We start from the raw sequence: 22,089 nt of genomic DNA, 5'->3' as shown, positions 1-22,089 counted from the left end.
AAAAAGCAAAAAAGATACGGGGATAATACATTTATTTCTTTTCATTTTTGCTTTCTTCTAATCGATACTTTTTTCCATTCTCATTTTCTGCCGTTTCATCATCTAGGTTCATTGATGCAAGCAACTTTCTTGCTCGGTCTTCCATCATGTTATAGCTTTGCCACTTTACATCTCTTTTTTCAAGAAGTTCTTTTTTTGCGAGTAATACATGTTTTATGCTATTCATTTCTCGATTTCTTTCGTAATAATTCATTAGAACAGGAACTGTAGAAAGGGATAGTGATTCAATATATTGTAAATCGATTAAATTTGTCTCTTCAAATCGCTCTAAATTTTTACTAACGATAAATCGATCCACATCAATTACATTAAGCCCACAGTAATATAACAATGCAAGCAGCAAAAAAATGCGCATAAGCTGAATTTTTTCTATCCAAATCTTAATCATCGTAAAAGCAAATAACACTGCTAATAGGAAAATAAAGGAATGGGAAAACAATCGTAAATATGTGTAGCCGTAAGCCTGTTCATATAAGCTTAATCGCAAATGTGCAGATAAAAGAATTATAAAACTGAAAATAATTAGTAAGGATAAACTAGTTTTTATTAAGATGGTTCTACTTTTACTAAATCTATTGACTAATAAGGTGATTGAGATATTAATAATCGTTACAATAATCAACTCAAAAAATCCTCTTTTTGCATAAGTTGCATAGGTAAAACCATTCATTAATACATCATTAAAAAAATATTGAAACTCAAATATTGTATAAAACAAATACAATCCATTTATAGAAATTAAAATTGTTAATAAGGTCGCTTGTTCCCAACTCCTATTTATTTCCTTTTTATCTTTCAAAATTATAACTGACTTCTTGCTAATTGTTTTTATCCATAGTACTAAAAAAACAAATACTAAGAGGATACGGAGGAAAATACTTATTTTATCTATATTAAACGATACAAGATGTGTAATCATTTTTTCAATCAAAATGCTAAAATACTGGTCTGATGAACTTAAGAGAAAAATTAAGACAAATAATATTGGTAATACGATAACAATTCCTAATAATATTCTTTTTGCTATAGCATAATTCCTTTCATTCTCATATTCCTTTATCCTTTTTCGCACAAGTATTGAAAGATACCTACTAAATTTAAATAAGGAGGAAAATTTCTTTTGCATGTACCAAAGGAATTCAACATTGCTCCAACTAAGAAAAGATGGACTTGTGATTAGAATTGTATGTACACCTATTAACAGAAAGATGACCAACAGATTAACAGCATAAAAAGGTGGATTTGCAACGAAAACGAAAGACAAAGTTAAAGTCCAAATACATATAAAAATATAAATTCCAACGATTCGATGTGTATGAGTCTCCTTTTTCGTCATGTAAAAATAAAAAACATAATAAGCGACAACAAAAAAGCTAAGAGAAATACCAATTTTCTCTGTAAATAATGTCACTTCTGCAAAAATGGCAAGCAATAAACATCCGATAAAATAAAAACTATTTTTCTTATTCATTTCCATCTTCTCCTTTACATAGAAATTCTATATAGTTATTTAAAAAAATAACACCATTATACAAAGTAATTCTAGGTAGAATAAAGAAGAACAACTTAAATAGACTTCGTTGTTCCAAAGCGAAATGCGAGAAAACATATTGGGTACAAAATAATCGTAAATGCGATACAAATCAAGATAAATTCAGGTGTAAGTAATGGATCAAAAAAGGTTATGGGAATAATGTTGAAAACAACTGAGCACATTAACATAATATTCGGAATTAACGAGATACAAAACGTTTTCATTAATAATTTTTTACCACCAAGTCCAAATTCCTTCCCGACTTCATACCCTAGTAAGAGCCAAAAAAATAAATAGAGCACAATAAGAAAGAATGGAATACTAGTAAGAAATAACCATAATCTACTAATGATTGGATTCGAAATGTGATGGTAAATAATCGTTAAACCAATCCCACCTGTAAAGAATATTAAATTTGCCAAAAAGAAATTCCATTGTGTATTCTTTGCTGTCATGGTTAGTTCTTCTTGATATAATGCAGCAATTTCTTGAGGTGTGCCTAACTTTTCTACCGCGATTAGGATTGCTTCTTTTACCGTGCACTGCTCGCTTAATAGAATATCTTCTAGCAAATCAGTGAGATGATGCTCATATTCCATGCATATCTCCTCTGATTGATTATGGTTCTTTAATAACTCTCGAAGTTGTTTCATAAAGGAATCTTTTGAATAAATCATAGCCCTTTTCTTCCGATCACTTTATCTATGGTTTGCACAAAATTTTTCCATTCAGTGGTCTTTTGCTCCAAGATTTGAAGACCTGTCTCTGTTATTCGATAATATTTTCTCGCTGGCCCTTTTTCTGATTCTTTCCAAAATGATTCTACATATTCTTGTTTCTCCAATTTATGTAGGGCAGGATATAAGGTCCCTTCTTTTACCTGTAAAGAGTAGTCGCTTCTCCTCTCCATCTCTTTAACAAGTTCATATCCATACATTTCTTTTTCTGCTAAAAGCTGGAGCAGGATTAAGGAGGTACTCCCTTTTACCAATTCTCTGTTAAACATTTTTTCACCTACCTAGAATTAAAATGTACTATAGGTAGTATTTTAGCGTCCAAACCTATATAATGCAATATTTTGCTACAATTCCTTCCACTAATTTTTCCCTACAATCTTCTTGTGGTACTATATAATCCACAAGTTCTTTACTATTCATAAGGTGAAAGGTGTTTTATTTCATGGTAAAAACGCATAAAAAAGAAACTACTTCACATTTAATAATGCGATACTTCATGCTCACAATTGGGGCTGGTTTTGCAGCAATCGCTATTGATTTATTCTTAGCTCCAAATACGATTATTGATGGCGGTGTCATCGGGATTTCCTTAATTCTTAAATATAGTTATGGTCTAAGCTTTGGAGTCCTAGTGTTCATTCTCAATCTCCCTTTTTTATATGCGGGCTATAAATACATTGGGAAGAACTTTTGTATTTCTTCCCTTTATTCGATTATAATGCTCGCTATTATTGAATTTTTGCTCGAACATTTTGAGCCAATAACTACACAGCCACTACTTGCAACAGTTTTTGGTGGATTATTGCTTGGGGCTGGTGTAGGGATTGTCATTAGAAATTCTGGTGCGTTAGATGGCACAGAAATACTTGGAATCCTCCTCACTAAAAGAATCCCGTTTTCCGTCGGAGAATTTGTGATGTTTATAAATGTCTTTATTTTCTCCTGGGCAGGGTTCGTATTAGGCTGGGAACAAGCGATGTTCTCCATCCTTACCTATTATATTGCGAGTAAAGCGATTGACTCTGTTATCCAAGGCTTTGATGATACAAAAGCTGCAATGGTTATCTCTGATGAATATGAAGAAATTGCACAAGCCCTTTCTGATCGTTTGGGCAGAGGGGTAACAAAGCTTAAAGGAAAAGGCGGCTATTTGGATCAAGAGAAGGAAGTATTGTATGTAGTATTTACACGATTAGAAGTAGCTAAATTCCGAAGTATCGTCCAAGAAATCGACCCAAATGCTTTTATTACGATTATGGATACACAGGAGGCTCATGGCGGGAAATTTTCTAAGTCTGCGATTCATTGATTTTTTACAGAGCACCTCATCCATAAATAACCACTATGAGAAAGGAGCTTTATTTAAGAGAAACATTGATGATAATATTTATTATGTTTTTTTCAAAGAGATAACGGATTCATTAGAAAAAACTTTAGAACAACAAATATTTTATTCCCTATTATAAAAATAGTCGAAGTAAAAACAACTCATACTGTAGGCAAAACCCTTGTAATTAGAGATTTTGTCTACTGTTTATTTATATGGTTATGGTACTCTCTCATACAGATGTTGATTGGCTACAGGGGTTTCACGTTCCATGACACAAGTGTTATGCAGGTTCACAGCTCACTGACCCATAATGTGAGTACTCGAAACGTCCATAGTTACTCTCTATCATTCGTTTGGTATTTATAATTATAATGAGGATGAGGCTGGGACTAAATATTTCAACCAACAATAAACACGAACTATAATGTAATTATATTATATAAAAGTTCGTGTTTGTTTTTTTAGAAAAAGGTTTAAAAACGAAGTGAAATGGAGCGGAGGACGCTCGACTCCTGCGGGAAATAGAGGAAAAGCTGAGACCCCGCAGCGCAGCGAGGAGGCTCAGCTTCCTCCCCGGCGCATCGTGCGTCTGTAGCGAAATGGAACGTCTTAGTTTTTACACTTACCTATATTTAAAAACAGAGATTAAGTAGCTTTATTTAAGAGCTAAATTAAACATTGTTCGTCTTTAATGATTAGTTATTTAGTTTTGTCCAACCCTCTTTATAAATACATTTAATAACAAGATTATTAAAAAAAGTACCCCAAAAATCGCAGCTATAATTTCAGTAACCTTATCATTATTATCCTCTTTATTATCTTTATTAATTAGTTTTCTATATTTAGCTTGTATTTCTCTTTTTTTATCATTAGTCGATTTCATATTAACCCCCTCTTGATTAGATTTTTACATTCGATTAAAGTTTAAGGATTTATCATTCTTGTTCAACTTCAATGAGTTTTATTAGCACATCTATAAAATATCGAAAAGATATTTTATAGATGTGTAGTTATATGAGAGATAAAATAACAGGCAGCGTTATTAAACTAGCTAATGTACTAAATAAAGTCGCACTAGAAACAAAATCTGGTTCTGTTCCATATTGAACAGCGTAAAGTGTCGTGTTTGCTGCAGCTGGCATTCCAGCAAGTAGGATCATGATTTGCTTTAATAGCTCATCTACTGGCAAAATGAATGTCAGAAGCCAGGCAATAACTGGCGAGACAATTAGCTTTAATAACAAAGAGATGGATAAAGGTCGATAGGCAATTTTTCTGACACTTACATTAGCGAGCTGGATGCCCAATACAAGCATCACAGTTGGTATAGCTGCATTTCCAACTAGTTTAATAGCTTCTAGCATTGTTTCTCCAATCGGTATTTGCAAGGAATGAAAAATAGTACCTAATATCGCCCCATACATAACAGGTACCTTTAGCACTTTCTTTAAGGTATCTGTTCCGTTCCCGTCGTCAACAGAACCTTTCGCTGCATAGTAGACACCTATCGTCACCATGATTAATTGTTGAATAACCATTAAAATAACTGCATAATGTAAGCCAGGCTCACCGAACACGAATAAAACAAGTGGTGTGCCATAATTGCCGTTGTTCATAAATGCGGAAGATAAAATCATCCCACATGTCTTCCTAACCGAATACCCTCTAAAATAGCCAATAACATAAACAATAGCAACAATACCTAACACTAAAGTTAATGCATAAAGCGTCATATACAAATAGTCCATTGTAAAAGTTGTTTCATAAAATACACTAAATGACAATAATGGTGTCATTAAATAAACAGATACAGCTGATACAGATTTAATGTCAATATGAAGCTTCTTTTGCCCAATAAATCCAACAGCGAAAATAAAGAAAATCGGTAATAAAATACTTAAATACTCCAATATCATCATCCAATCTACCTAATGTATGGCTTCATCTAAAAGTAGAGTCTACACTTTCTAGAATTTTTCCACCCTGCTGTTAGTTTCTGACTTGCCCATCTCCATAAATGAAGTATTTAACAGATGTTAATGCATTTAGTCCCATTGGTCCCCTTGCATGAAGTTTTTGTGTACTTATGCCAATCTCCGCTCCATAGCCGAATTCAAATCCATCTGTAAATCTAGTACTAGCATTATGGTAGACTGCTGCTGCATCCACTCCTGCTAAAAAAGTAGTTGCATTTTCTTTATTCTCGGTAATGATTGCTTCTGAGTGTTTTGTTCCATATTTATTAATATGATTGATTGCATCCATAACTCCTTTTACAACCTTTATACTAATCTTTAAAGCAGAATATTCTGTATACCAATCATCTTCTGTCGCTTCTATTGCTGTTTCATATGCAGCACAAACTGTTTGATCACCGTAAATTTCGACTCCTCTATTGTCTAATGCTTGTAATAGCGATAATCCATTTTGCTTAAACCATTTTTCTTCTATTAAAATAGTTTCTAGAGCATTACAAACAGATGGGCGCTGAGTTTTTCCGTTTAAGCTGATTTTTTTTGCCATGTCGATATTAGCTGTTTCATCGATATATAAATGACAATTTCCAGCCCCAGTTTCAATAACAGGAACAGTTGCTTCTCTTACTACTGTTTCAATTAACCCTTTTCCACCACGAGGTATTAAAACATCTAAGAATTCTTTTAAATGGAATAGCTCTTTTGCCGTTTCCCTGCTCGTATCCTCGATTAATTGAACAGCTTCTTTAGGCAAAGCTGATTTTTCAAGTGCCTTATGAATGGAATGAACAAGTGCTATATTTGATTCCTTCGCTGAAGAACTCCCTCTTAAGACAATACTGTTTCCTGTTTTCAAGGCAAGGCTTGCCGCATCTATGGTAACATTTGGCCTTGCTTCATAAATCATGCCCATTACTCCAATTGGAACTGTTTTCTTCAGTATTTTTAGACCATTATCTTTTTCTATTTCTTCCACTACTACACCCACTGGATCCTTCAGCTTCACTAGCTCCTTTAAAGCGGAAGCCATATCCTTCATTCTTTTTTCATCCAGCATAATTCGATCTAATATAGAAGAAGTAAGACCGTTTTCTTTTCCCTTTTCAAGATCGACCTTATTCGCTGCCATAATCAAGTCTTTATCTTCTAATAATTGATTACTAATTAATAATAATGCATCATTCTTTTCATCTGTTGATTTATTTAATAATTGATAGCTTGCTTTCTTTGCTAATTCACCTTTTTGATAAACCTCTCCCATTTTCATCTCTCCCTTGTCAAATTTTCACCCATTTATCACGGTGAATTACTTCCAATTTCGGATTTTTATCCAGTCTTTTTTCTGCCGTTCTTTGTGTGATGATTTTTTTTAATTCTTCAGAAGAGTAAAGCACTTCACCTTTTCCAATAATGCCATTTATACCAAATACCTCTACTACATTCCCTTTTTCAAAAATACCTTCTACTTTATAAATCCCTGCTGGTAATAAACTACTCCCATTATGAACCAAAGCAATTTCTGCCCCTTCATCGACATACAAGCTTCCTTGTACGGTGGAATGCAGTGAAATCCATTGACGATTACTATTAATCAATGTTAACGCATCGGAACCAATATAAGTTCCATCCCCATTACCATCCATAATATCAATTAACTTATTTTCACCCGATCCTTTTCCAATGAATACCTTTACACCTAATGACAATGCTGTTTCTGCTGCAATGAGTTTTGATTTCATACCTCCTGTTCCAACCTTTGATCCACTACCTTTTGCTACGTTTTTCCATACTTCTGTAATTTCCGGCAAATAATCAATTCGTTTTGCTGTTTGGTCTTCTTTCGGATTCTTGTTATACAAACCATTAATATCTGTAAGAATAATCAATTGATCTGCATGTATAAGACCACTAACGAGAGCGGATAACATATCATTGTCTCCAAATGTTAATTCTTCTACAGATACAGTGTCGTTCTCATTAATAATAGGCAAAATATTTCTTTCTAATAATTCTGTAAGCGTGGAATAGGCATTTCGGTATCGATCTCGCTTGGAAAAATCGTTGCGCGTTATTAAAATTTGTGCTGGCACTATGCCATACTTACTTAATTGTTCATTATAGCTTTGAATTAATAAGCTTTGACCAACAGCAGCTGCAGCCTGCTTTCCTTTGAGTGTGACTGGTCTTGCCGGATAGCCTAATTTTGCAAAACCAGCCGCGACAGCACCAGAAGAAACTAATAATACTTCATGGCCACTATTTTTTAAATTGGCAATGCTTGCAATATGGTCCCCTAATTTTGATTGGTCGATTGCACCCTTTGAATCTGTGAGAGAGCTGCTTCCGATTTTTACGACAATCCTTTTTTTCTCCATGTTATTTCCTCCGAACTTTAGTAAACCTGCGCCTATTTTTACAAAGAAATAGAAAAAAGCCCTTTTCATTTCCTTATAAAAGGACGAAAAAGGGCTTTCCGTGGTACCACCTTTATTGAATCAATTCAAACAATTGATTCCACTCTGTCTGATAACGCAAGAAATGCGCCTATTGTAATAGGACTTGAAAGGTAGGTTCTGTGAACTTTTATAATGAAGTCTTTCAGCTTATAAACTTCACTCTCTTTTATAAAAGCGTCTCACATACTAGTCCTTTCGCTTCGTTCATTTTTCTTTTTACTTATTATAAGCAGTTTTTTCTGTGGTTTCAATTGTTTTTTTATTTATCGACCAGAAAAAATAATTTTTAGTGTGAAGAACAGAAAAACTAGTTTTTTATTTATCGACCAGAAAAAATAATTTTTAGTGTGAAGAACAGAAAAACTAGTTTTTTATTTCTGCAGCTTCTCTATTTAGAGCCCATTTTCTTATTGCATGGGCTACTCCATTTTCATTATTTGTTAAGGTTACAACATCTGCTGTCTCCTTTACAAAGTCCTGAGCATTTCCCATTGCCACTCCTATGCCAGCTTCTTTAATCATGCTAATATCGTTCAGGCTGTCTCCAGCTGCCAATACCTGATCCATTGAGATATGTAATAGCTCACATACTTTTTTGAGGCCTCTTGCTTTATTAATTCCTAATGCATTTACCTCAATATTTACAGGGGATGAATTACTGATTTCAAAACATTTCTTCTCTTGTAAACTGTTCAAAACCTTTTCTCTAATTTGATTATCTTCAATATGAAAACCAAACTTTAGCCACTCTAATTCTCTTACATTTTCCGGCATCTCATCAAACCATAATTTATCACAGCTAGTTGCCCACATTTTTGCTTTGTGTTGCTGTGCTAGGCCCCACATCCATTGGATATGATTGGCATCCACAAGATTTCTATCAATTAAATTTCCCTTTGTATCCCAAATTTCACTACCGTTTACTGTAACTAAATATGATTTTAATAAAAGACTTTTTGCGTGATCCTTACAAGTAGCAAGAGAGCGACCTGTACTTAACACAACATGTAATCCATTATCGTGGGCTTCTTTAATTGCTTTTCGGTTTTCCTCTGGTATTTCCCCTTTTTCATTCAATAATGTCCCATCCATGTCAAGAGCAATCAGCTTAATGTCCTTATCTTCCAACTTTTTCGTCACTTTGCTTTTCCTCCTAATTTTTATATTTAGAAGTGATAGCCAAAAAATACGACTGACAGAATACCACTTTCTTAAGGCCCTAGCTTCATATCTTGCTTAGCCAAAGCATCTTTTTTTACTATGTAAGATGATTACTATTTAATCTTGTTTACTGTTTGGACAAATAAATTTCATCTTACATGCCATTCATTTTTATCAACACTTTATCTACAAGCATTAATTCCTACATACTAACATAGTATAACGATTTCTTTTGAAAAAGTAAAAAATTCCGATAACTCCAAATAAACTTCATATAGTTATTACATTCTTAACATATCTTTCATGATTGAAATAAATATTCAGTCACAAAAACCATGATTATGCTTCAATGCTACTATTTATGTGTATTTTCTTACTCGAATATACACTATGCAAAATCATCCCAAGCATTACAAAACAAATACCGAGAAGACTAATAGAGGTTGGTAAAGGAGAAGATAAAAAGATTATTTCACCAAACAAAGCAAATAAAACTTCCAATGATTGTGTTGCTTCTACAGCCCCTAATTTAACCATATTGTCTTTAACTAAGTCTGTTGCTGCAAAAAATAATACCGTCGCAATAATACCAGAAAATACTGCCACGATTGCTGATTGACCTACCTGCTGCTTTCCAGGAAGCCCGACTGTTAATACACCAATAATAGATAATAGAATCCAAAATGGAAGACTTGCAATTGTCATTCCTAATACACGTTGAAAAACATCTAATCTATCATTACAAAGCTCCATCATCTTTCGATTCCCTAACGGATACGCAAATGATGCAATAAGTATAGGAATAAGACAAAATAAAGCATCCTTTAGAGAAATAGATACAGCAAATTCTAATTGCATAATGATGACTCCAACAACGATTAAAATGGAAAAAGTTAAACTTTTTAACGGTATTTTTTTTCGAACTGATTGAAGATTTCCATCTCTTCCAATCTTATTTTCATAAAATAAAGGTGTGAGAAATATGCCAGAAATGATTGTAAGCTGCCAAGTACCCGCCACAAGCCAACCTGGTCCATATGCACCCGCAAAACAAATCCCAGCGTAAAAGAAACCAAAACCAACAGTACTCCATATTAACCAAGAAGCAGGATTTTCTTTTAACTCCTGCCATACAACCATTAAGTTATTTCTACACACCACAATTAAAATTAAGAGTGGCAACATAAAAAAATAACGTAAAGAGGCACTCCATAACCAGCTTCCTCCACCTATTTCCATCGACTGATTCAACACAAATGTAAACGCAAAAAATAGCGCTGCAAATATCCCTAAAATAATCGGTCTCAATAATTTACCCCTCTCTTTAATCGAATAACCCAATAACTTATATCCAATATATCGCATATTGAATATTTATCCTAGTGTTTTTGTAAATTGAGTTTTCTTTATGTTGTCGAGTAAAAAATAATAACAATCCGTGATCAAGGATAAAAGGAACCCAATAAGGTCTGTACTATTATAAGTACAGACCTTAAACTTAACGCTGATATTGTACACGATGAAGGTTAGCGAAAATCCCGTTCTGTGCTAATAATTCATCATGCTTTCCTTCTTCTTCTATCCCATTTTCTGTAACTACAACAATGCGATCAGCGTTGCGAATGGTCGCAAGGCGATGTGCAATCACTAGTGTTGTACGGTTTTGAGCTAGCTCATTTAATGAATTTTGGATAATTAATTCCGTTTCTGTATCAAGTGCAGAAGTCGCTTCATCTAATATGAGAATGGGCGGGTTTTTTAGGAACATCCGAGCAATAGCGATTCTTTGCTTCTGTCCACCTGACAGCTTCAATCCTCTTTCACCAATCTGCGTTTCATAACCATCTGGCAATTTAAGCACTAAATCTTCGAGATGTGCTCTTCTAACTGCTTCATGAATTTCTTCATCTGACGCATTTAAATTACCGTAAGCAATATTTTCTTTTAACGTACCTGTAAATAAAAATACATCCTGCTGTACAATTCCAATTTGCGATCTTAATGATTTCATCGTCATATCACGAATATCCATTCCGTCAATCTTGATACTCCCACTATTCACATCATAAAAACGAGGAATTAACGAACAAATCGTCGTTTTACCGGCACCAGAAGGTCCGACAAAAGCAATCGTTTCACCAGCAGTTATGGACAAATTAATATTTTTCAAAACAGGATTACTGTCATAACTAAACGTTACATCCTGTAGTGTAATATCTCCCTTTAATCCATTTACTTCTATTGCATCTTTCTTATCTAAAATCTTTGGTTCTGAATCTAGCAATTCTAAGAAACGCTTAAATCCAGCCATTCCCTTTGGATATAGTTCTAATATGGCACTAATTTTATCAATTGGTTTTTGCAATATATTTACAAACAAAATGAAAGATACTAGTTCCCCGATTTTCATTTGATCATGAAAGGTTAGCCAAGCACCAAAGACTAAAACTACTAAAGTAAAGAATCTCATTAACATATATACAGAAGAAGACGTAAGCGACATTACTTTATATGCACCTATTTTTGCCTTACGGAATCTTCTATTATTTACTGTAAATCTAGAAATTTCATAGTCTTCATTTGTAAAAGATTGAACTACACGTACACCAGAGACACTATCTTCCACTCTAGCATTTACATCTGCAATATCCCCATACATATGGCCCCATGCCTTATTCATGCTTTTGTTACAGTATGTAATGAGCCAAACTAGAATTGGAACGATAAAGATAACAATTAATGCTAGTTTTATATTAATTGTAAGCATAATCCAAAATGCACCAACAAATGTCATAAAAGCAATAAATAAATCCTCAGGTCCATGATGGGCAAGTTCTCCTATATCAAATAAATCATTGGTAATACGACTCATGATATGGCCAGTTTTTGTATTATCAAAAAAAGAAAATGATTGTCTTTGCACATGGGTAAATAATTGGCCTCGCATATCTGTTTCAATATTTATCCCAAGTTTATGGCCCCAATAATTGACTATGTATTGAAGAAAGGTACTTGTTACATATAATAGCAGTAATCCCACACCTACGGATAAAATCGTGCCCCAATTTCCTTCTGGAAGCAAATCATCAATATACCAAGAAACCGCAAGTGGAAAAGCAAGCTCTAATAGTGCAACAACGATTGCACTTGAGAAGTCGAGCGTAAATAATTTTTTATGTGGTTTATAATATGAAAAAAAACGTTTAATCATAATTTATCTCCTTCACACCTAACCTTTCTAATTTGTTATCCTCTTTTATCATTCGTTCCAGTTACTACATAAACGATATACTATCATACCATTTACGTAGTTTCTGTCTGCATCGAACAATTCTTTTCTTCTTTTTTACATTCACCTATATTGAGAATCATTATTGATTATAGTAGTTATTTGCAATTTCCACAAGATAAATATTTGTCCACTTCTTAACGGACAGTAAAAATCTGCCTGCAAGCTTTATGCGATTTTGAAGATAGTTGGTAAAAGTTCAACTGTCCGTATAGCTCCGACTGCTTCTACTATCATCAGTGAAAACATAACTTACGAATGGAAGTTTCAGTTTATATATTCGACATAAATCAAGCGAAATACCTTACAAAATAGGAGTATGGTCTGATTGTTTAATTATTCAATAAAATGGATAAAAAGTTATTTAGTAAATATTCATTATTTTTGCATTATTCTATCAACTTCTATTTTTATCCACACTCCTTTTTAGTATAATAATAGAAAGAGATAATTTTCTATTACTTATATGAATTTCCTTTAGCCTATTTTGGTATATAAACTGCGACTAATATGTCTTAACATCCATTCTATCGTTTATTAAAGGAGTGTGTTTTTTTGGATTATCATTTATTGACCTTTGTGACAGTTGCTGAAAAACTTAATTTTACTAGGGCAGCAGAAAGCTTACATATTACTCAATCTGCAGTAACGCTTTCCATTAAAGCACTTGAAAAAAAGTATAATGTTACCTTTTTAGACCGAACGAATAAATATGTAAGACTAACAAAAGCAGGCGAATTATTTTATTTTCATGCAAAGAAAATTTTATCTGAGTACAAAGAAGTGAATAATTTGATTGATCACCTCTCTAAAACGAAAAGCCGTCCACTTTCCATTGGCTCTAGCTTCACATTCGGAGAATATTTACTTCCGAAAGTAATTGCAGACTATATAAAAAAAGACAAGAAACATGATAATCCTATGATAAGTATAAGAAACTCGAATCGCATTATCGATCAATTGCTACATGGAGAAATTGATTTAGGAATCATTGATAGTCATTTGAAACATCATCCACATTTAAGCATAACACCATTTAAAGAAGATGAACTTGTCATTATCGTTAGTAAAAATCATCGTTTTGCCAGTCTTTCATCCATAGAATTAAAATATTTGTATGATGAGACTTGGATACTTAGAGAAGAAGGTTCAGGAACAAGAGAAGTAGTAAATCAGTTTTTTCAAAACCAAAACTTTGATCCACCGAGTGTTCGCTCATTTGGAAGCACACAAATTATTAAAGAGTCTGTGGAAGCTGATTTAGGGATATCGATTGTTTCTAAATATGCAGTCCAGAAAGAAATGTTTATGGATACCCTTAGTATATTACGTATTAAAAATGTCCCAATCATCAGATACTTTTCCTTTATCGTTCCTGAATTTTCCTTTAAACAGCATGCTGTTTCCCCTCTTATCACCGAGCTAACGAAGGAAAATAAGCTATATCAAAATCTTTCATATGGTGAATAATCTTTTAAAAGGGCTGAACTTTTCGAACAGCCCTTTTACGGATGAATTTCTTCCCTTCTATCTCTCGAAATCATTTCACTACTTATCAAACAGATTAGGCAAAAATCCTCCCTCCTTATTCTGAACCAGAATGAAGAAGAGAGGATTCCACCTTTTAAATAGCAGATAATGTGTTTCCTTTTTTACTTGCAGCAATCAGTTCCTTTATTTCCTCTAACTTGTTCTCTGAAAAAAGTTCCACGATTCTACTTCCAACGATTACACCATCACAATATTCTGTCATACTTGTAACATGCTCTGGAGAAGAAATGCCAAATCCTGCTAGGACTGGGATGGGACTTACTTCCTTAACCTTTAGTAAATGTGTACCTAAATGTTCTTGGAAGCTAGTTCTCGATCCCGTTATACCGTTTACCGTTACGGCATATAAGAAGCCATTTCCTTTTTTTGCAATGTTTTCAATTCGATCTAACGGACTTGTTAATGTCACTAATCGGATTATTTCAACATGATGCTTTGCAGCTAATTTTTCTATGATTACTTCTTCTTCTACCGGTAAATCAGGGACAATCAGTCCATTTATTGATGCTTTTTCACAGTCTTGGAAAAATGCCTCTACTCCGTATGCTAATATAGGATTTAAATAGGTCATCATCACAAGTGGAATAGTAGTTAACTCTCTAAAAGATTGAATCGATTCAAATACACCTTTAAGTGTTGTTCCTGCTTGAAGGGAACGGATGCCTGCGGCTTGAATAATCGGTCCATCTGCTACAGGGTCAGAGAAAGGAATGCCTAATTCAATGGCAGTTGCTCCTGCTTCTTCAAGAAAAAGCACTTTATCCTTCAACGTTTCAAGACCACCGTCTCCAGCCATTATATATGGAACAAACGCTTTATCTCCTTTTTCAAGCCCCTCATGAAAGGCTTCTCGAATTGTCTTCATTTTTATTCCCCCATTCTTTCCATCACTGTATTTACATCCTTATCTCCTCTACCAGACAAGCAAACAATAATCCCTTTTTCCTTATCCATCTTAGCAGCAAGTTTTACTGCATAGCTAATTGCATGAGCACTCTCTAATGCAGGAATAATCCCTTCCACTTTACAAAGAAGCTGCAGTGCTTCAAAAGCTTCATCATCGGTGATTGATTCATAGGTTGCACGTCCAATATCATGAAGATAGCTATGCTCAGGACCAATACCTGGATAATCTAAGCCTGCAGAAATTGAATGTGCTTCTTGAATTTGCCCATCATCATTTTGTAGCAAATACATATAAGAGCCATGTAATACACCTGGTTTCCCTTTTGATAAGGAAGCAGCATGCTTTTCCGTATCAAGACCATGCCCCGAAGCCTCTACTCCATATAAAGCAACACTTTCATCCTCGATAAACGGATAAAAAATACCCATTGCATTACTGCCGCCACCAATACAGGCAACAATCGCTTCTGGAAGATTTCCGACTTTTTCAACGTATTGTTTTTTTGCTTCTTTACCAATGACACTTTGAAAATCACGGACCATCATTGGAAATGGATGTGGTCCCATTACAGACCCTAAAATATAGTGAGTATCAACAACATTTGTTACCCAATAGCGTAAGGCTTCATTACAAGCATCCTTAAGTGTGGCACTTCCAGAAGTAACGCCAACTACTTTTGCTCCTAGTAATTCCATTCGGAATACATTCAGCTTTTGCCTTCTAATATCCTCTTCCCCCATAAAAATCGTACATTCTAAGTTTAATAGCGCACAGGCTGTTGCTGTGGCAACACCATGCTGTCCAGCTCCTGTTTCCGCTACAACTTTCTTTTTGCCCATTCTTTTTGCCAGTAATGCTTGGCCTAAGGAGTTATTAATTTTATGAGCTCCTGTATGATTCAAATCTTCTCTCTTTAAATAAATTTTTGCGCCACCAGCGTATTTTGTTAGATTTTCTGCAAAATAAAGGGGTGTTTCTCTTCCGACATAATCCTTAAGCAAATTATTTAATTCCTTATGAAAAGCTGGATCCTGCTGCGCTTTCTTATATTCTGTTTCAAGTTCTGTTACTGCCTGCATCAATGTCTCTGGTACGTATCTACCTCCATACAACCCGAAATGTCCTCTTTTATCTGGAAACGCATATGTTTCTGCCATGATAGCTCCCTCTTTTCTTAAATATGAACTGTTTTTCCAATTTGTAAAAAATTCTTGATTTTCACTAAATCTTTCTTTCCATCCGTTTCCACTCCACTGCTAACATCCACCATAAAAGGATTGGTTATTTGGATGGCTTCAGCTAAGTTTGATATATTTAATCCGCCAGCAAGGATAATTTGCTTTTGGCCGAAGTCATAATTTTTAATAATGCTCCAGTCAAATGCTATTCCATTTCCTCCATGATACTTTCCTCTCGGACTATCTAGTAGGGCATATTCACATGGAAAAGCAGTTACTTGTTGAAGATCTTCTTTGGATGATATACTAAATGCCTTAATTATTGGCAAAGAAAAGCTTGAAGCAAATTCTGGCGTTTCATCTCCATGAAGCTGAATTGTATTAATACCTGATAATTTCACAATTTTCTCTATATTCTCTTTAGTCTCATTGACAAATACGCCCACCTTCATTATATCTTTAGGGAGAGTATCAATAATTTCTTTCGCCTTTTCTGGATTTATTTTCCGTTTACTATTCGCAAATACAAAGCCTAATGCATCCGCTCCATATTGAACGGCACATGCTGCTGCATCTTTTGTTGTAATGCCACAAATTTTTACTTTCACTTTATCTCAAGCCCCCCAAAGATACTTTCATTTCTTTGATTTTGCTTTCAAGGTCTGTTGCTTTCATAAAGGTCTCCCCAACTAAAACAGCATTCGCTCCACTAGATGTAACCTTTAAAATATCCTCAAATGTGGCTATACCACTTTCGCTAACCATGTATCTGCCACTATTCTTAATTTTCCCAGCTAATTTTTCGGTTGTTTCCAGTGATACTTCAAATGTTTTTAAGTCTCTGTTATTCACACCAATTAACGGAGCATCTGTTTTTAAGGCTCTTTCCAATTCTTCTTCATTATGAACTTCAAGCAATACTTCCAGCCCTAATTTCGTTGCATACGTATATAATTCATGCAGCTTTTCGTCCTCTAATGCAGCTGCTATTAGTAATATGAGGTCTGCACCATATGCTTTAGCGAAATCGATTTGAATCTTATCAACAATAAAATCCTTGCATAGAATGGGCAAATTAACCGCTTCTCTCACTTTTGCCAAATCCTCGTATGATCCTTTAAAAAAGGGGGTATCTGTTAACACAGAGATAGCATCTGCACCATATAATTCATACATTTTAGCTTGTTCCTTTGGATCCTTCTCCACATTGATATCTCCCTTTGATGGAGAAGCCCGCTTAAACTCAGCAATTACGGATAATGCTTCTGCCTGCATTATTTTATTTAATAACGATCTTCTTTCCTTGCTTTGAACGACTGTCTTCAACTCTTCTTTTCTTTTATATAATTCTTCAATCGTTTCGCTTTTTTTTGCAATAATTTTATCCAAGATGGTTTCCACTTTATATCCCTGCCCCTTCGAATTCTTTGCTTGTCTCCACTAATTGATTTAATTTATGAAGTGCTGCTCCTGAATCAATACTTTCCTTCGCTGCATTTACTCCTTCGATAATACTGTCAGCTCTTCCTGCCGTATAAATACCGATGCCTGCATTTAAAAGTACCGTATCACGATAAGCACCCTTTTTCCCCTTTAAGACATTCCATAATATTGTGGCATTTTCCTTTGCGTCTCCTCCACGTATTTTTCCATTTGTATAATAAGGGAGGTTTACATCTTCTGGATTAAGGATCGTTTCCTCTATTTTTCCATTTTGCAAAATCACCAGTTGATTATCACCTTGTAAAGAGGCTTCATCCATTCCGCCTGCACCATTTAAAACAACAGCTCGCTTTCTGCCTAATTTTTTTAAACTTTCAGCAAAAGTTACAAGTAAATCACTTCTATATATTCCTAATACTTGCGTTTCAAGGGATATTGGGTTTGTTAATGGTCCAATTAAATTAAAAATCGTTGGAAGCTTTAATTCTCTTCGAACCTTCATAATTCTGCCCATTTTCGGTTGAACATGCTGAGCAAATAGAAATGTAATTCCTACTTCTTCTAATTGACGAATATTCTGTTCTGGAGTCACATTTAGTTTTATTCCTAGTTCTTCTAAGACATCTGCACTTCCTGTTTTACTAGAAATACTGCGATTTCCATGCTTAGCTACAGGTATTCCTGCTCCTGCTAAAACAAATGCTGAAGTGCTGCTTATATTAAAGCTTTGAGATCTGTCTCCACCAGTACCACAGTTATCAATACAGCCCATTATTGTTTCGGAAAAAGGGAGAGTCTGTTTTCGTACAGCATTTACGATACCGACTATTTCCTCTACTGTTTCTCCCTTCATTTTTAAGCTTGTAATAAAAGCCGCAATCTCTGTATCTGTTATTTCATCTGAAAAAAGGAGGCTTGCCGCATTTTCCATTTCAGCTTCCGTTAATGATTGATTCGCCATTAATTTTTCTACGTATTCTTTCATCTTTGAACTTCCTTTCCAGTTTCCATGATAAAATTTTTCAACAACTGTTTTCCGCAGTCAGTCCCTATTGACTCTGGATGAAACTGATAGCCATATAACGGATACTTCTTATGCTTTATCGCCATAATCTCGTTGTCGTCTGTTGAGTTAGCCAAGACTTCGAATTCCTCATTTAATGTATCCTTCTTAATAACAAGAGAGTGGTATCGCATCACTTCCGGGTCTTCTATATTTCGAAAAACGGAGTTATTTGTTACCTTTAATTTCGATGTTTTCCCGTGCATTACATTAGAGGCTTTTACTACTTCTGATCCAAATGCATATCCAATTGCCTGATGTCCAAGACAAATGCCAAGAATCGGAAACTCCTGATAAAGAGTTTGAATAAGCTCAATTAAAATGCCTGCATTTTCAGGTCTACCTGGTCCAGGTGAAAGAACAATCCGTTCTGGATTTAAGCGACGAATTGCCTCAATCGAAATTTCATCATTTCGAACAACCGTAATCTCTTCCCCTAATTCTCCTAAATACTGAAATAAGTTATACGTAAAAGAGTCATAATTATCGATTAATAAAATCATGCTGTTCCTCCAAGAATAATTTTAGTTTATGAATCGTTTCCTCATATTCCTTTACTGGAACAGAATCATGCACGATCCCTGCACCAGCCTGAATGTATGCCTTTTTGTCTTTAATAACCATTGTGCGAATTGCTAGGGCAAAGTCCATGTTTCCATTTTTTGAAAAATAGCCAACAGCCCCTGAATAGACTCCTCTTTTTGTTCCTTCTAATTCATTGATAATCTGCATAGCACGTATTTTAGGAGCTCCTGATACTGTCCCGGCAGGTAAACAAGAAACAAGTGCATCTACACATTTGAAATCTTTCTTTAATTCTCCGCTTACCTCTGAAACAAGATGCATAACATGCTTATACTTTTCTACTTTGATATACTTATCAACAGAGATACTACCAAAACCACTAACTTTTCCAACATCGTTTCTTGCTAAATCAACTAGCATTTTATGCTCTGCTAATTCCTTTTCATCTACCAACAGCTCTTGCTCTAGCTTTATATCTTCCTCCAACGTCGCTCCTCTTGGCCTCGTTCCAGCAATTGGATTTGTTATTACTTTTCCGTTAACTGCTTTAATTAAGCTTTCGGGTGAACTTCCAAGCACTGCATACTCCTCAAAATCGAAAAAATACATATATGGTGACTGATTTTTAATGCGAAGTTTTCGATAATAAGAAAAAGCAGATCCCTCTATTTCAGCAGTCATCCTTTGGGATGGAACTACTTGGAAGATATCCCCTTCCAAAATATAATCCTTTGCTTTGTTAACCTTCTCGATAAATTGCTCTTTCGAAATGCTTGCCTGAAATGGAGTTAGTTTCACTTCCGGTAAGTCCTCTTTATAAGGAGCAGTGACCTCTAGCTTTCTAATCTGCAGTCGAAATCTTAGCTCTTGTTCTGTTGTCGTTTCCTTTAATGGACTTGCAACCAAATAAACTTTTTGTTCTAAATGGTCAAAAATTACTAAATCTTCAAAAAACATAAGATGCACATCTGGTATTCCTATTTCATCCTTAGCGTCTGGACCGATATATTCATATTGCCTTATATTGTCATAGCCTACATAACCGAATGCTCCTGCATTTACTGGCAAGAAATGAGGAAGTTCTGCTTGATTTTCTGGCAAGAATTCTTTTACCAAATCAAGTGCCCTTTCTTTTCTTATTTCTCGTTTATCTCCATCAAGAATCATTGTTTCAAAACCACTTCCAATAAGCTCAAATGTTGGATTACATCCTATGATGGAATATCGTCCTGAATCTTCATGTTTTAGAGAGCTTTCGAGCAGGAATTTCTTTTTTCCAGATAGTCTTTGATAAATCCCTATAGGCGTTAATGTATCTCCTTGAATTTCATCTATTAATAAAATATTGGTTTTCATCATTAAATCCTCCTTGTTTGACGCTTTTTATTAAAACATTGAATATTAGCCAACAAAAAAAGTCCCCTATCTGCATGATTCTTTTGCAGATAGAGGACGATTAATTAACCGCGGTACCACCTCAGGTTAGAGTGATTATTCACTCTCACTTTTCGAGTACAATTTATACTCTATCCCGATAACGGAGGATACCGTTGAACCCTACTATATTTTCAGATTCACACTCAGAAGTCCATTCAGTATAAGGAATGTATCGGTTCACACCAGCCACCGACTCTCTTTAACATCGTGTTTATACTTACTACTCTTCTTCATTGCTTTAGCAGTATTAGTTATTTTTTTATAAAACAAAAAGGGCCTCTCTCCTATAAAAAGGACGAGAGACCCGTGGTGCCACCTTCATTAGCTTAATAATTTAAGCTCACTTTAAGAAATCCGTCGAAATACAACTAAATTTCTGTCTCTTGTAACGATGAGACGTTCGCTAAAGCCTACTACAAAAAATTGGTTCGGTTTAGAAGCTCAGAAGTCCATTCTCTTTATCGTCCACACTGGTTTGCACCAACCACCAGCTCTCTGAGGTTTTCAATAAAGGTACTACTCTTCTTCATTGCAGTTCGATATGTTACTTATATGATATGGAACTATATAATAAAAGTCAACTATTTTCCACTAAAAATTTTAATTGATTTTTTCAAGCGCTTTTTTATAGCGGTTTTTCCAATCCTCTGCTAATTGTTCGATTTGTAATATCGTTAACATCGCATCTTTATTTTTACGATCTAGAAGCATCACTTTCGTTGCATCCCAAACGGAGACTTTATCTTGGGGACGTTCTATTAATTGAAAGCTTGAATTCGCATTTACCATTCCTTCTTCGATAACTTTTAGAAAATAGCCCGTATAACAAGTTTCCACTATTCTGCTTAAAAATGTGTCCACTTCATTATATTTTGAAATAGTAGAACAAGGAACCCTTCCTTGGGTTACTTGTACAATCGCTTTCCCTAAAGAAAAGATATCGCCAATATATGTATTATGTTCCGTAAATTCTGTTCCACAAATATTTTCTCCAAAAGCAGGTGGATTAAGCTTTATTTTAAATTCCTCTTCCCACTTTTTATAATGTTCAAAAGGATAATAGCATACCGCTCTTTCTTTCCCACCATGAAAAGCCTTATTCGCAACACCATCGCCAACAAAGCCATCAACTGTTAATAACACTTCTTCCACTTTCTCTTTTCCAATTGCCGAATGAACCATTTTATCTTTCCATGTAAATGCTTTTTCTTTACCAATGCTTAAAGCAATAACTTCCCCCACTTTTACACACCACCATCATTTTTATTTCATCATATCATATTAGTTAAAGAAAAGAAGAAAGGAGTTGGCAAAAGATTGAGTCAAGTTTTTGTGGGAGTTTTTTTTAGCTCCCTTTTTATAAAGTAAAACTTCTAATTTTGTATCCGTTTTCTAAATGTTTTCTTTCATCAAAATTTCGTCTTTTTCTTTTTTAAAAACCT

General features: G+C 34.6%; 20 protein-coding genes and 3 other annotated features. Of the genes, 2 read left to right on the top strand and 18 right to left on the bottom strand.

What is annotated here, in order from left to right:
• Positions 1 to 31: 31 nt before the first annotated feature.
• From QQZ16_RS03260 to QQZ16_RS03250, 3 genes are all read right to left on the bottom strand, one after another.
• Positions 32 to 1,531, bottom strand: a complete 1,500-nt coding sequence (locus QQZ16_RS03260; RefSeq protein ID WP_031536778.1) for a DUF4153 domain-containing protein — start codon at positions 1,529 to 1,531, stop codon at positions 32 to 34.
• 95 nt (positions 1,532 to 1,626) lie between these two features.
• Positions 1,627 to 2,247, bottom strand: a complete 621-nt coding sequence (locus QQZ16_RS03255) for a hypothetical protein (protein WP_251628219.1) — start codon at positions 2,245 to 2,247, stop codon at positions 1,627 to 1,629.
• 20 nt (positions 2,248 to 2,267) lie between these two features.
• Positions 2,268 to 2,600, bottom strand: a complete 333-nt coding sequence (locus QQZ16_RS03250) for a PadR family transcriptional regulator (protein WP_235252140.1) — start codon at positions 2,598 to 2,600, stop codon at positions 2,268 to 2,270.
• A gap of 173 nt (positions 2,601 to 2,773) precedes the next feature.
• Here QQZ16_RS03250 and QQZ16_RS03245 point away from each other — a divergent pair, with 173 nt between their 5' ends.
• A complete protein-coding gene (locus tag QQZ16_RS03245) occupies positions 2,774 to 3,640 on the top strand; it encodes a YitT family protein (RefSeq protein ID WP_031536775.1) in 867 nt (288 codons plus the stop codon).
• A gap of 724 nt (positions 3,641 to 4,364) precedes the next feature.
• Here QQZ16_RS03245 and QQZ16_RS03240 read toward each other — a convergent pair.
• From QQZ16_RS03240 to QQZ16_RS03210, 7 genes are all read right to left on the bottom strand, one after another.
• Complete coding sequence (locus QQZ16_RS03240) at positions 4,365 to 4,544, bottom strand: hypothetical protein (protein ID WP_031536774.1); 180 nt, start codon at positions 4,542 to 4,544, stop codon at positions 4,365 to 4,367.
• Positions 4,545 to 4,671: 127 nt separating this feature from the next.
• Positions 4,672 to 5,571: an AEC family transporter gene (locus QQZ16_RS03235; protein WP_031536773.1), complete on the bottom strand. Its 900-nt coding sequence runs from the start codon at positions 5,569 to 5,571 to the stop codon at positions 4,672 to 4,674.
• Positions 5,572 to 5,650: 79 nt separating this feature from the next.
• A complete protein-coding gene (locus QQZ16_RS03230; RefSeq protein ID WP_031536772.1) occupies positions 5,651 to 6,898 on the bottom strand; it encodes a glutamate-5-semialdehyde dehydrogenase in 1,248 nt (415 codons plus the stop codon).
• A 16-nt stretch (positions 6,899 to 6,914) separates the two neighbouring features.
• Positions 6,915 to 8,012 carry a glutamate 5-kinase gene (gene proB, locus QQZ16_RS03225; protein ID WP_235252141.1) on the bottom strand — a complete coding sequence of 366 codons (1,098 nt, stop codon included), beginning with the start codon at positions 8,010 to 8,012 and terminating at the stop codon, positions 6,915 to 6,917.
• A gap of 76 nt (positions 8,013 to 8,088) precedes the next feature.
• Positions 8,089 to 8,303: a binding site (T-box leader), on the bottom strand.
• A 153-nt stretch (positions 8,304 to 8,456) separates the two neighbouring features.
• The gene (locus QQZ16_RS03220) at positions 8,457 to 9,233 is read right to left on the bottom strand and encodes a Cof-type HAD-IIB family hydrolase (protein WP_235252142.1); all 777 of its coding nucleotides are present in this window, start codon (positions 9,231 to 9,233) and stop codon (positions 8,457 to 8,459) included.
• Between the two features lie 360 nt (positions 9,234 to 9,593).
• On the bottom strand, positions 9,594 to 10,562 hold the full coding sequence (locus QQZ16_RS03215; RefSeq protein ID WP_031536769.1) for a DMT family transporter: 969 nt from the start codon (positions 10,560 to 10,562) through the stop codon (positions 9,594 to 9,596).
• Positions 10,563 to 10,752: 190 nt separating this feature from the next.
• Complete coding sequence (locus QQZ16_RS03210; RefSeq protein WP_031536768.1) at positions 10,753 to 12,465, bottom strand: ABC transporter ATP-binding protein; 1,713 nt, start codon at positions 12,463 to 12,465, stop codon at positions 10,753 to 10,755.
• A 633-nt stretch (positions 12,466 to 13,098) separates the two neighbouring features.
• Here QQZ16_RS03210 and QQZ16_RS03205 point away from each other — a divergent pair.
• On the top strand, positions 13,099 to 14,013 hold the full coding sequence (locus QQZ16_RS03205) for a LysR family transcriptional regulator (protein WP_235252143.1): 915 nt from the start codon (positions 13,099 to 13,101) through the stop codon (positions 14,011 to 14,013).
• Between the two features lie 154 nt (positions 14,014 to 14,167).
• Here the strand turns inward: QQZ16_RS03205 and trpA are convergent, their stop codons facing one another.
• The 8 genes from trpA to QQZ16_RS03165 form a co-directional block, all read right to left on the bottom strand.
• Complete coding sequence (trpA, locus tag QQZ16_RS03200; RefSeq protein ID WP_031536766.1) at positions 14,168 to 14,959, bottom strand: tryptophan synthase subunit alpha; 792 nt, start codon at positions 14,957 to 14,959, stop codon at positions 14,168 to 14,170.
• 2 nt (positions 14,960 to 14,961) lie between these two features.
• Positions 14,962 to 16,158: a tryptophan synthase subunit beta gene (gene trpB, locus QQZ16_RS03195; RefSeq protein ID WP_235252144.1), complete on the bottom strand. Its 1,197-nt coding sequence runs from the start codon at positions 16,156 to 16,158 to the stop codon at positions 14,962 to 14,964.
• Positions 16,159 to 16,175: 17 nt separating this feature from the next.
• A complete protein-coding gene (locus tag QQZ16_RS03190; RefSeq protein WP_235252145.1) occupies positions 16,176 to 16,787 on the bottom strand; it encodes a phosphoribosylanthranilate isomerase in 612 nt (203 codons plus the stop codon).
• 1 nt (position 16,788) lies between these two features.
• Complete coding sequence (trpC, locus tag QQZ16_RS03185) at positions 16,789 to 17,580, bottom strand: indole-3-glycerol phosphate synthase TrpC (RefSeq protein WP_235252146.1); 792 nt, start codon at positions 17,578 to 17,580, stop codon at positions 16,789 to 16,791.
• A gap of 1 nt (position 17,581) precedes the next feature.
• The gene (gene trpD, locus QQZ16_RS03180) at positions 17,582 to 18,607 is read right to left on the bottom strand and encodes an anthranilate phosphoribosyltransferase (protein ID WP_031536762.1); all 1,026 of its coding nucleotides are present in this window, start codon (positions 18,605 to 18,607) and stop codon (positions 17,582 to 17,584) included.
• A complete protein-coding gene (locus QQZ16_RS03175; RefSeq protein WP_031536761.1) occupies positions 18,604 to 19,188 on the bottom strand; it encodes an anthranilate synthase component II in 585 nt (194 codons plus the stop codon). The genes trpD and QQZ16_RS03175 overlap by 4 nt, the downstream gene beginning before the upstream one ends.
• Complete coding sequence (gene trpE / locus QQZ16_RS03170) at positions 19,169 to 20,566, bottom strand: anthranilate synthase component I (RefSeq protein ID WP_031536760.1); 1,398 nt, start codon at positions 20,564 to 20,566, stop codon at positions 19,169 to 19,171. The genes QQZ16_RS03175 and trpE overlap by 20 nt, the downstream gene beginning before the upstream one ends.
• An 89-nt stretch (positions 20,567 to 20,655) precedes the next feature.
• Positions 20,656 to 20,890, bottom strand: a binding site (T-box leader).
• A gap of 45 nt (positions 20,891 to 20,935) precedes the next feature.
• Positions 20,936 to 21,186: a binding site (T-box leader), on the bottom strand.
• 61 nt (positions 21,187 to 21,247) lie between these two features.
• Positions 21,248 to 21,889 (bottom strand): MOSC domain-containing protein, encoded by a 642-nt coding sequence (locus QQZ16_RS03165; RefSeq protein WP_031536759.1) that lies wholly within the window; start codon positions 21,887 to 21,889, stop codon positions 21,248 to 21,250.
• Positions 21,890 to 22,089 lie beyond the last annotated feature (200 nt).

The organism is Bacillus sp. T2.9-1, from assembly GCF_950097965.1.
In the GTDB taxonomy this organism is placed as follows: domain Bacteria; phylum Bacillota; class Bacilli; order Bacillales; family Cytobacillaceae; genus Niallia; species Niallia hominis.
This window is presented reverse-complemented; position numbering and strand designations above follow the sequence as displayed.

What these genes read in the sequence shown, in the direction of transcription:
- QQZ16_RS03260 (WP_031536778.1), bottom strand. Translation starts at nt 1,531, where the DNA reads ATGAATAAGAAAAATAGTTTTTATTTTATCGGATGTTTATTGCTTGCC.
- QQZ16_RS03255 (WP_251628219.1), bottom strand. Translation starts at nt 2,247, where the DNA reads ATGAAACAACTTCGAGAGTTATTAAAGAACCATAATCAATCAGAGGAG.
- QQZ16_RS03250 (WP_235252140.1), bottom strand. Translation starts at nt 2,600, where the DNA reads ATGTTTAACAGAGAATTGGTAAAAGGGAGTACCTCCTTAATCCTGCTC.
- QQZ16_RS03245 (WP_031536775.1), top strand. Translation starts at nt 2,774, where the DNA reads ATGGTAAAAACGCATAAAAAAGAAACTACTTCACATTTAATAATGCGA.
- QQZ16_RS03240 (WP_031536774.1), bottom strand. Translation starts at nt 4,544, where the DNA reads ATGAAATCGACTAATGATAAAAAAAGAGAAATACAAGCTAAATATAGA.
- QQZ16_RS03230 (WP_031536772.1), bottom strand. Translation starts at nt 6,898, where the DNA reads ATGGGAGAGGTTTATCAAAAAGGTGAATTAGCAAAGAAAGCAAGCTAT.
- proB (WP_235252141.1), bottom strand. Translation starts at nt 8,012, where the DNA reads ATGGAGAAAAAAAGGATTGTCGTAAAAATCGGAAGCAGCTCTCTCACA.
- QQZ16_RS03210 (WP_031536768.1), bottom strand. Translation starts at nt 12,465, where the DNA reads ATGATTAAACGTTTTTTTTCATATTATAAACCACATAAAAAATTATTT.
- trpA (WP_031536766.1), bottom strand. Translation starts at nt 14,959, where the DNA reads ATGAAGACAATTCGAGAAGCCTTTCATGAGGGGCTTGAAAAAGGAGAT.
- trpB (WP_235252144.1), bottom strand. Translation starts at nt 16,158, where the DNA reads ATGGCAGAAACATATGCGTTTCCAGATAAAAGAGGACATTTCGGGTTG.
- trpD (WP_031536762.1), bottom strand. Translation starts at nt 18,607, where the DNA reads ATGAAAGAATACGTAGAAAAATTAATGGCGAATCAATCATTAACGGAA.
- QQZ16_RS03175 (WP_031536761.1), bottom strand. Translation starts at nt 19,188, where the DNA reads ATGATTTTATTAATCGATAATTATGACTCTTTTACGTATAACTTATTT.
- trpE (WP_031536760.1), bottom strand. Translation starts at nt 20,566, where the DNA reads ATGAAAACCAATATTTTATTAATAGATGAAATTCAAGGAGATACATTA.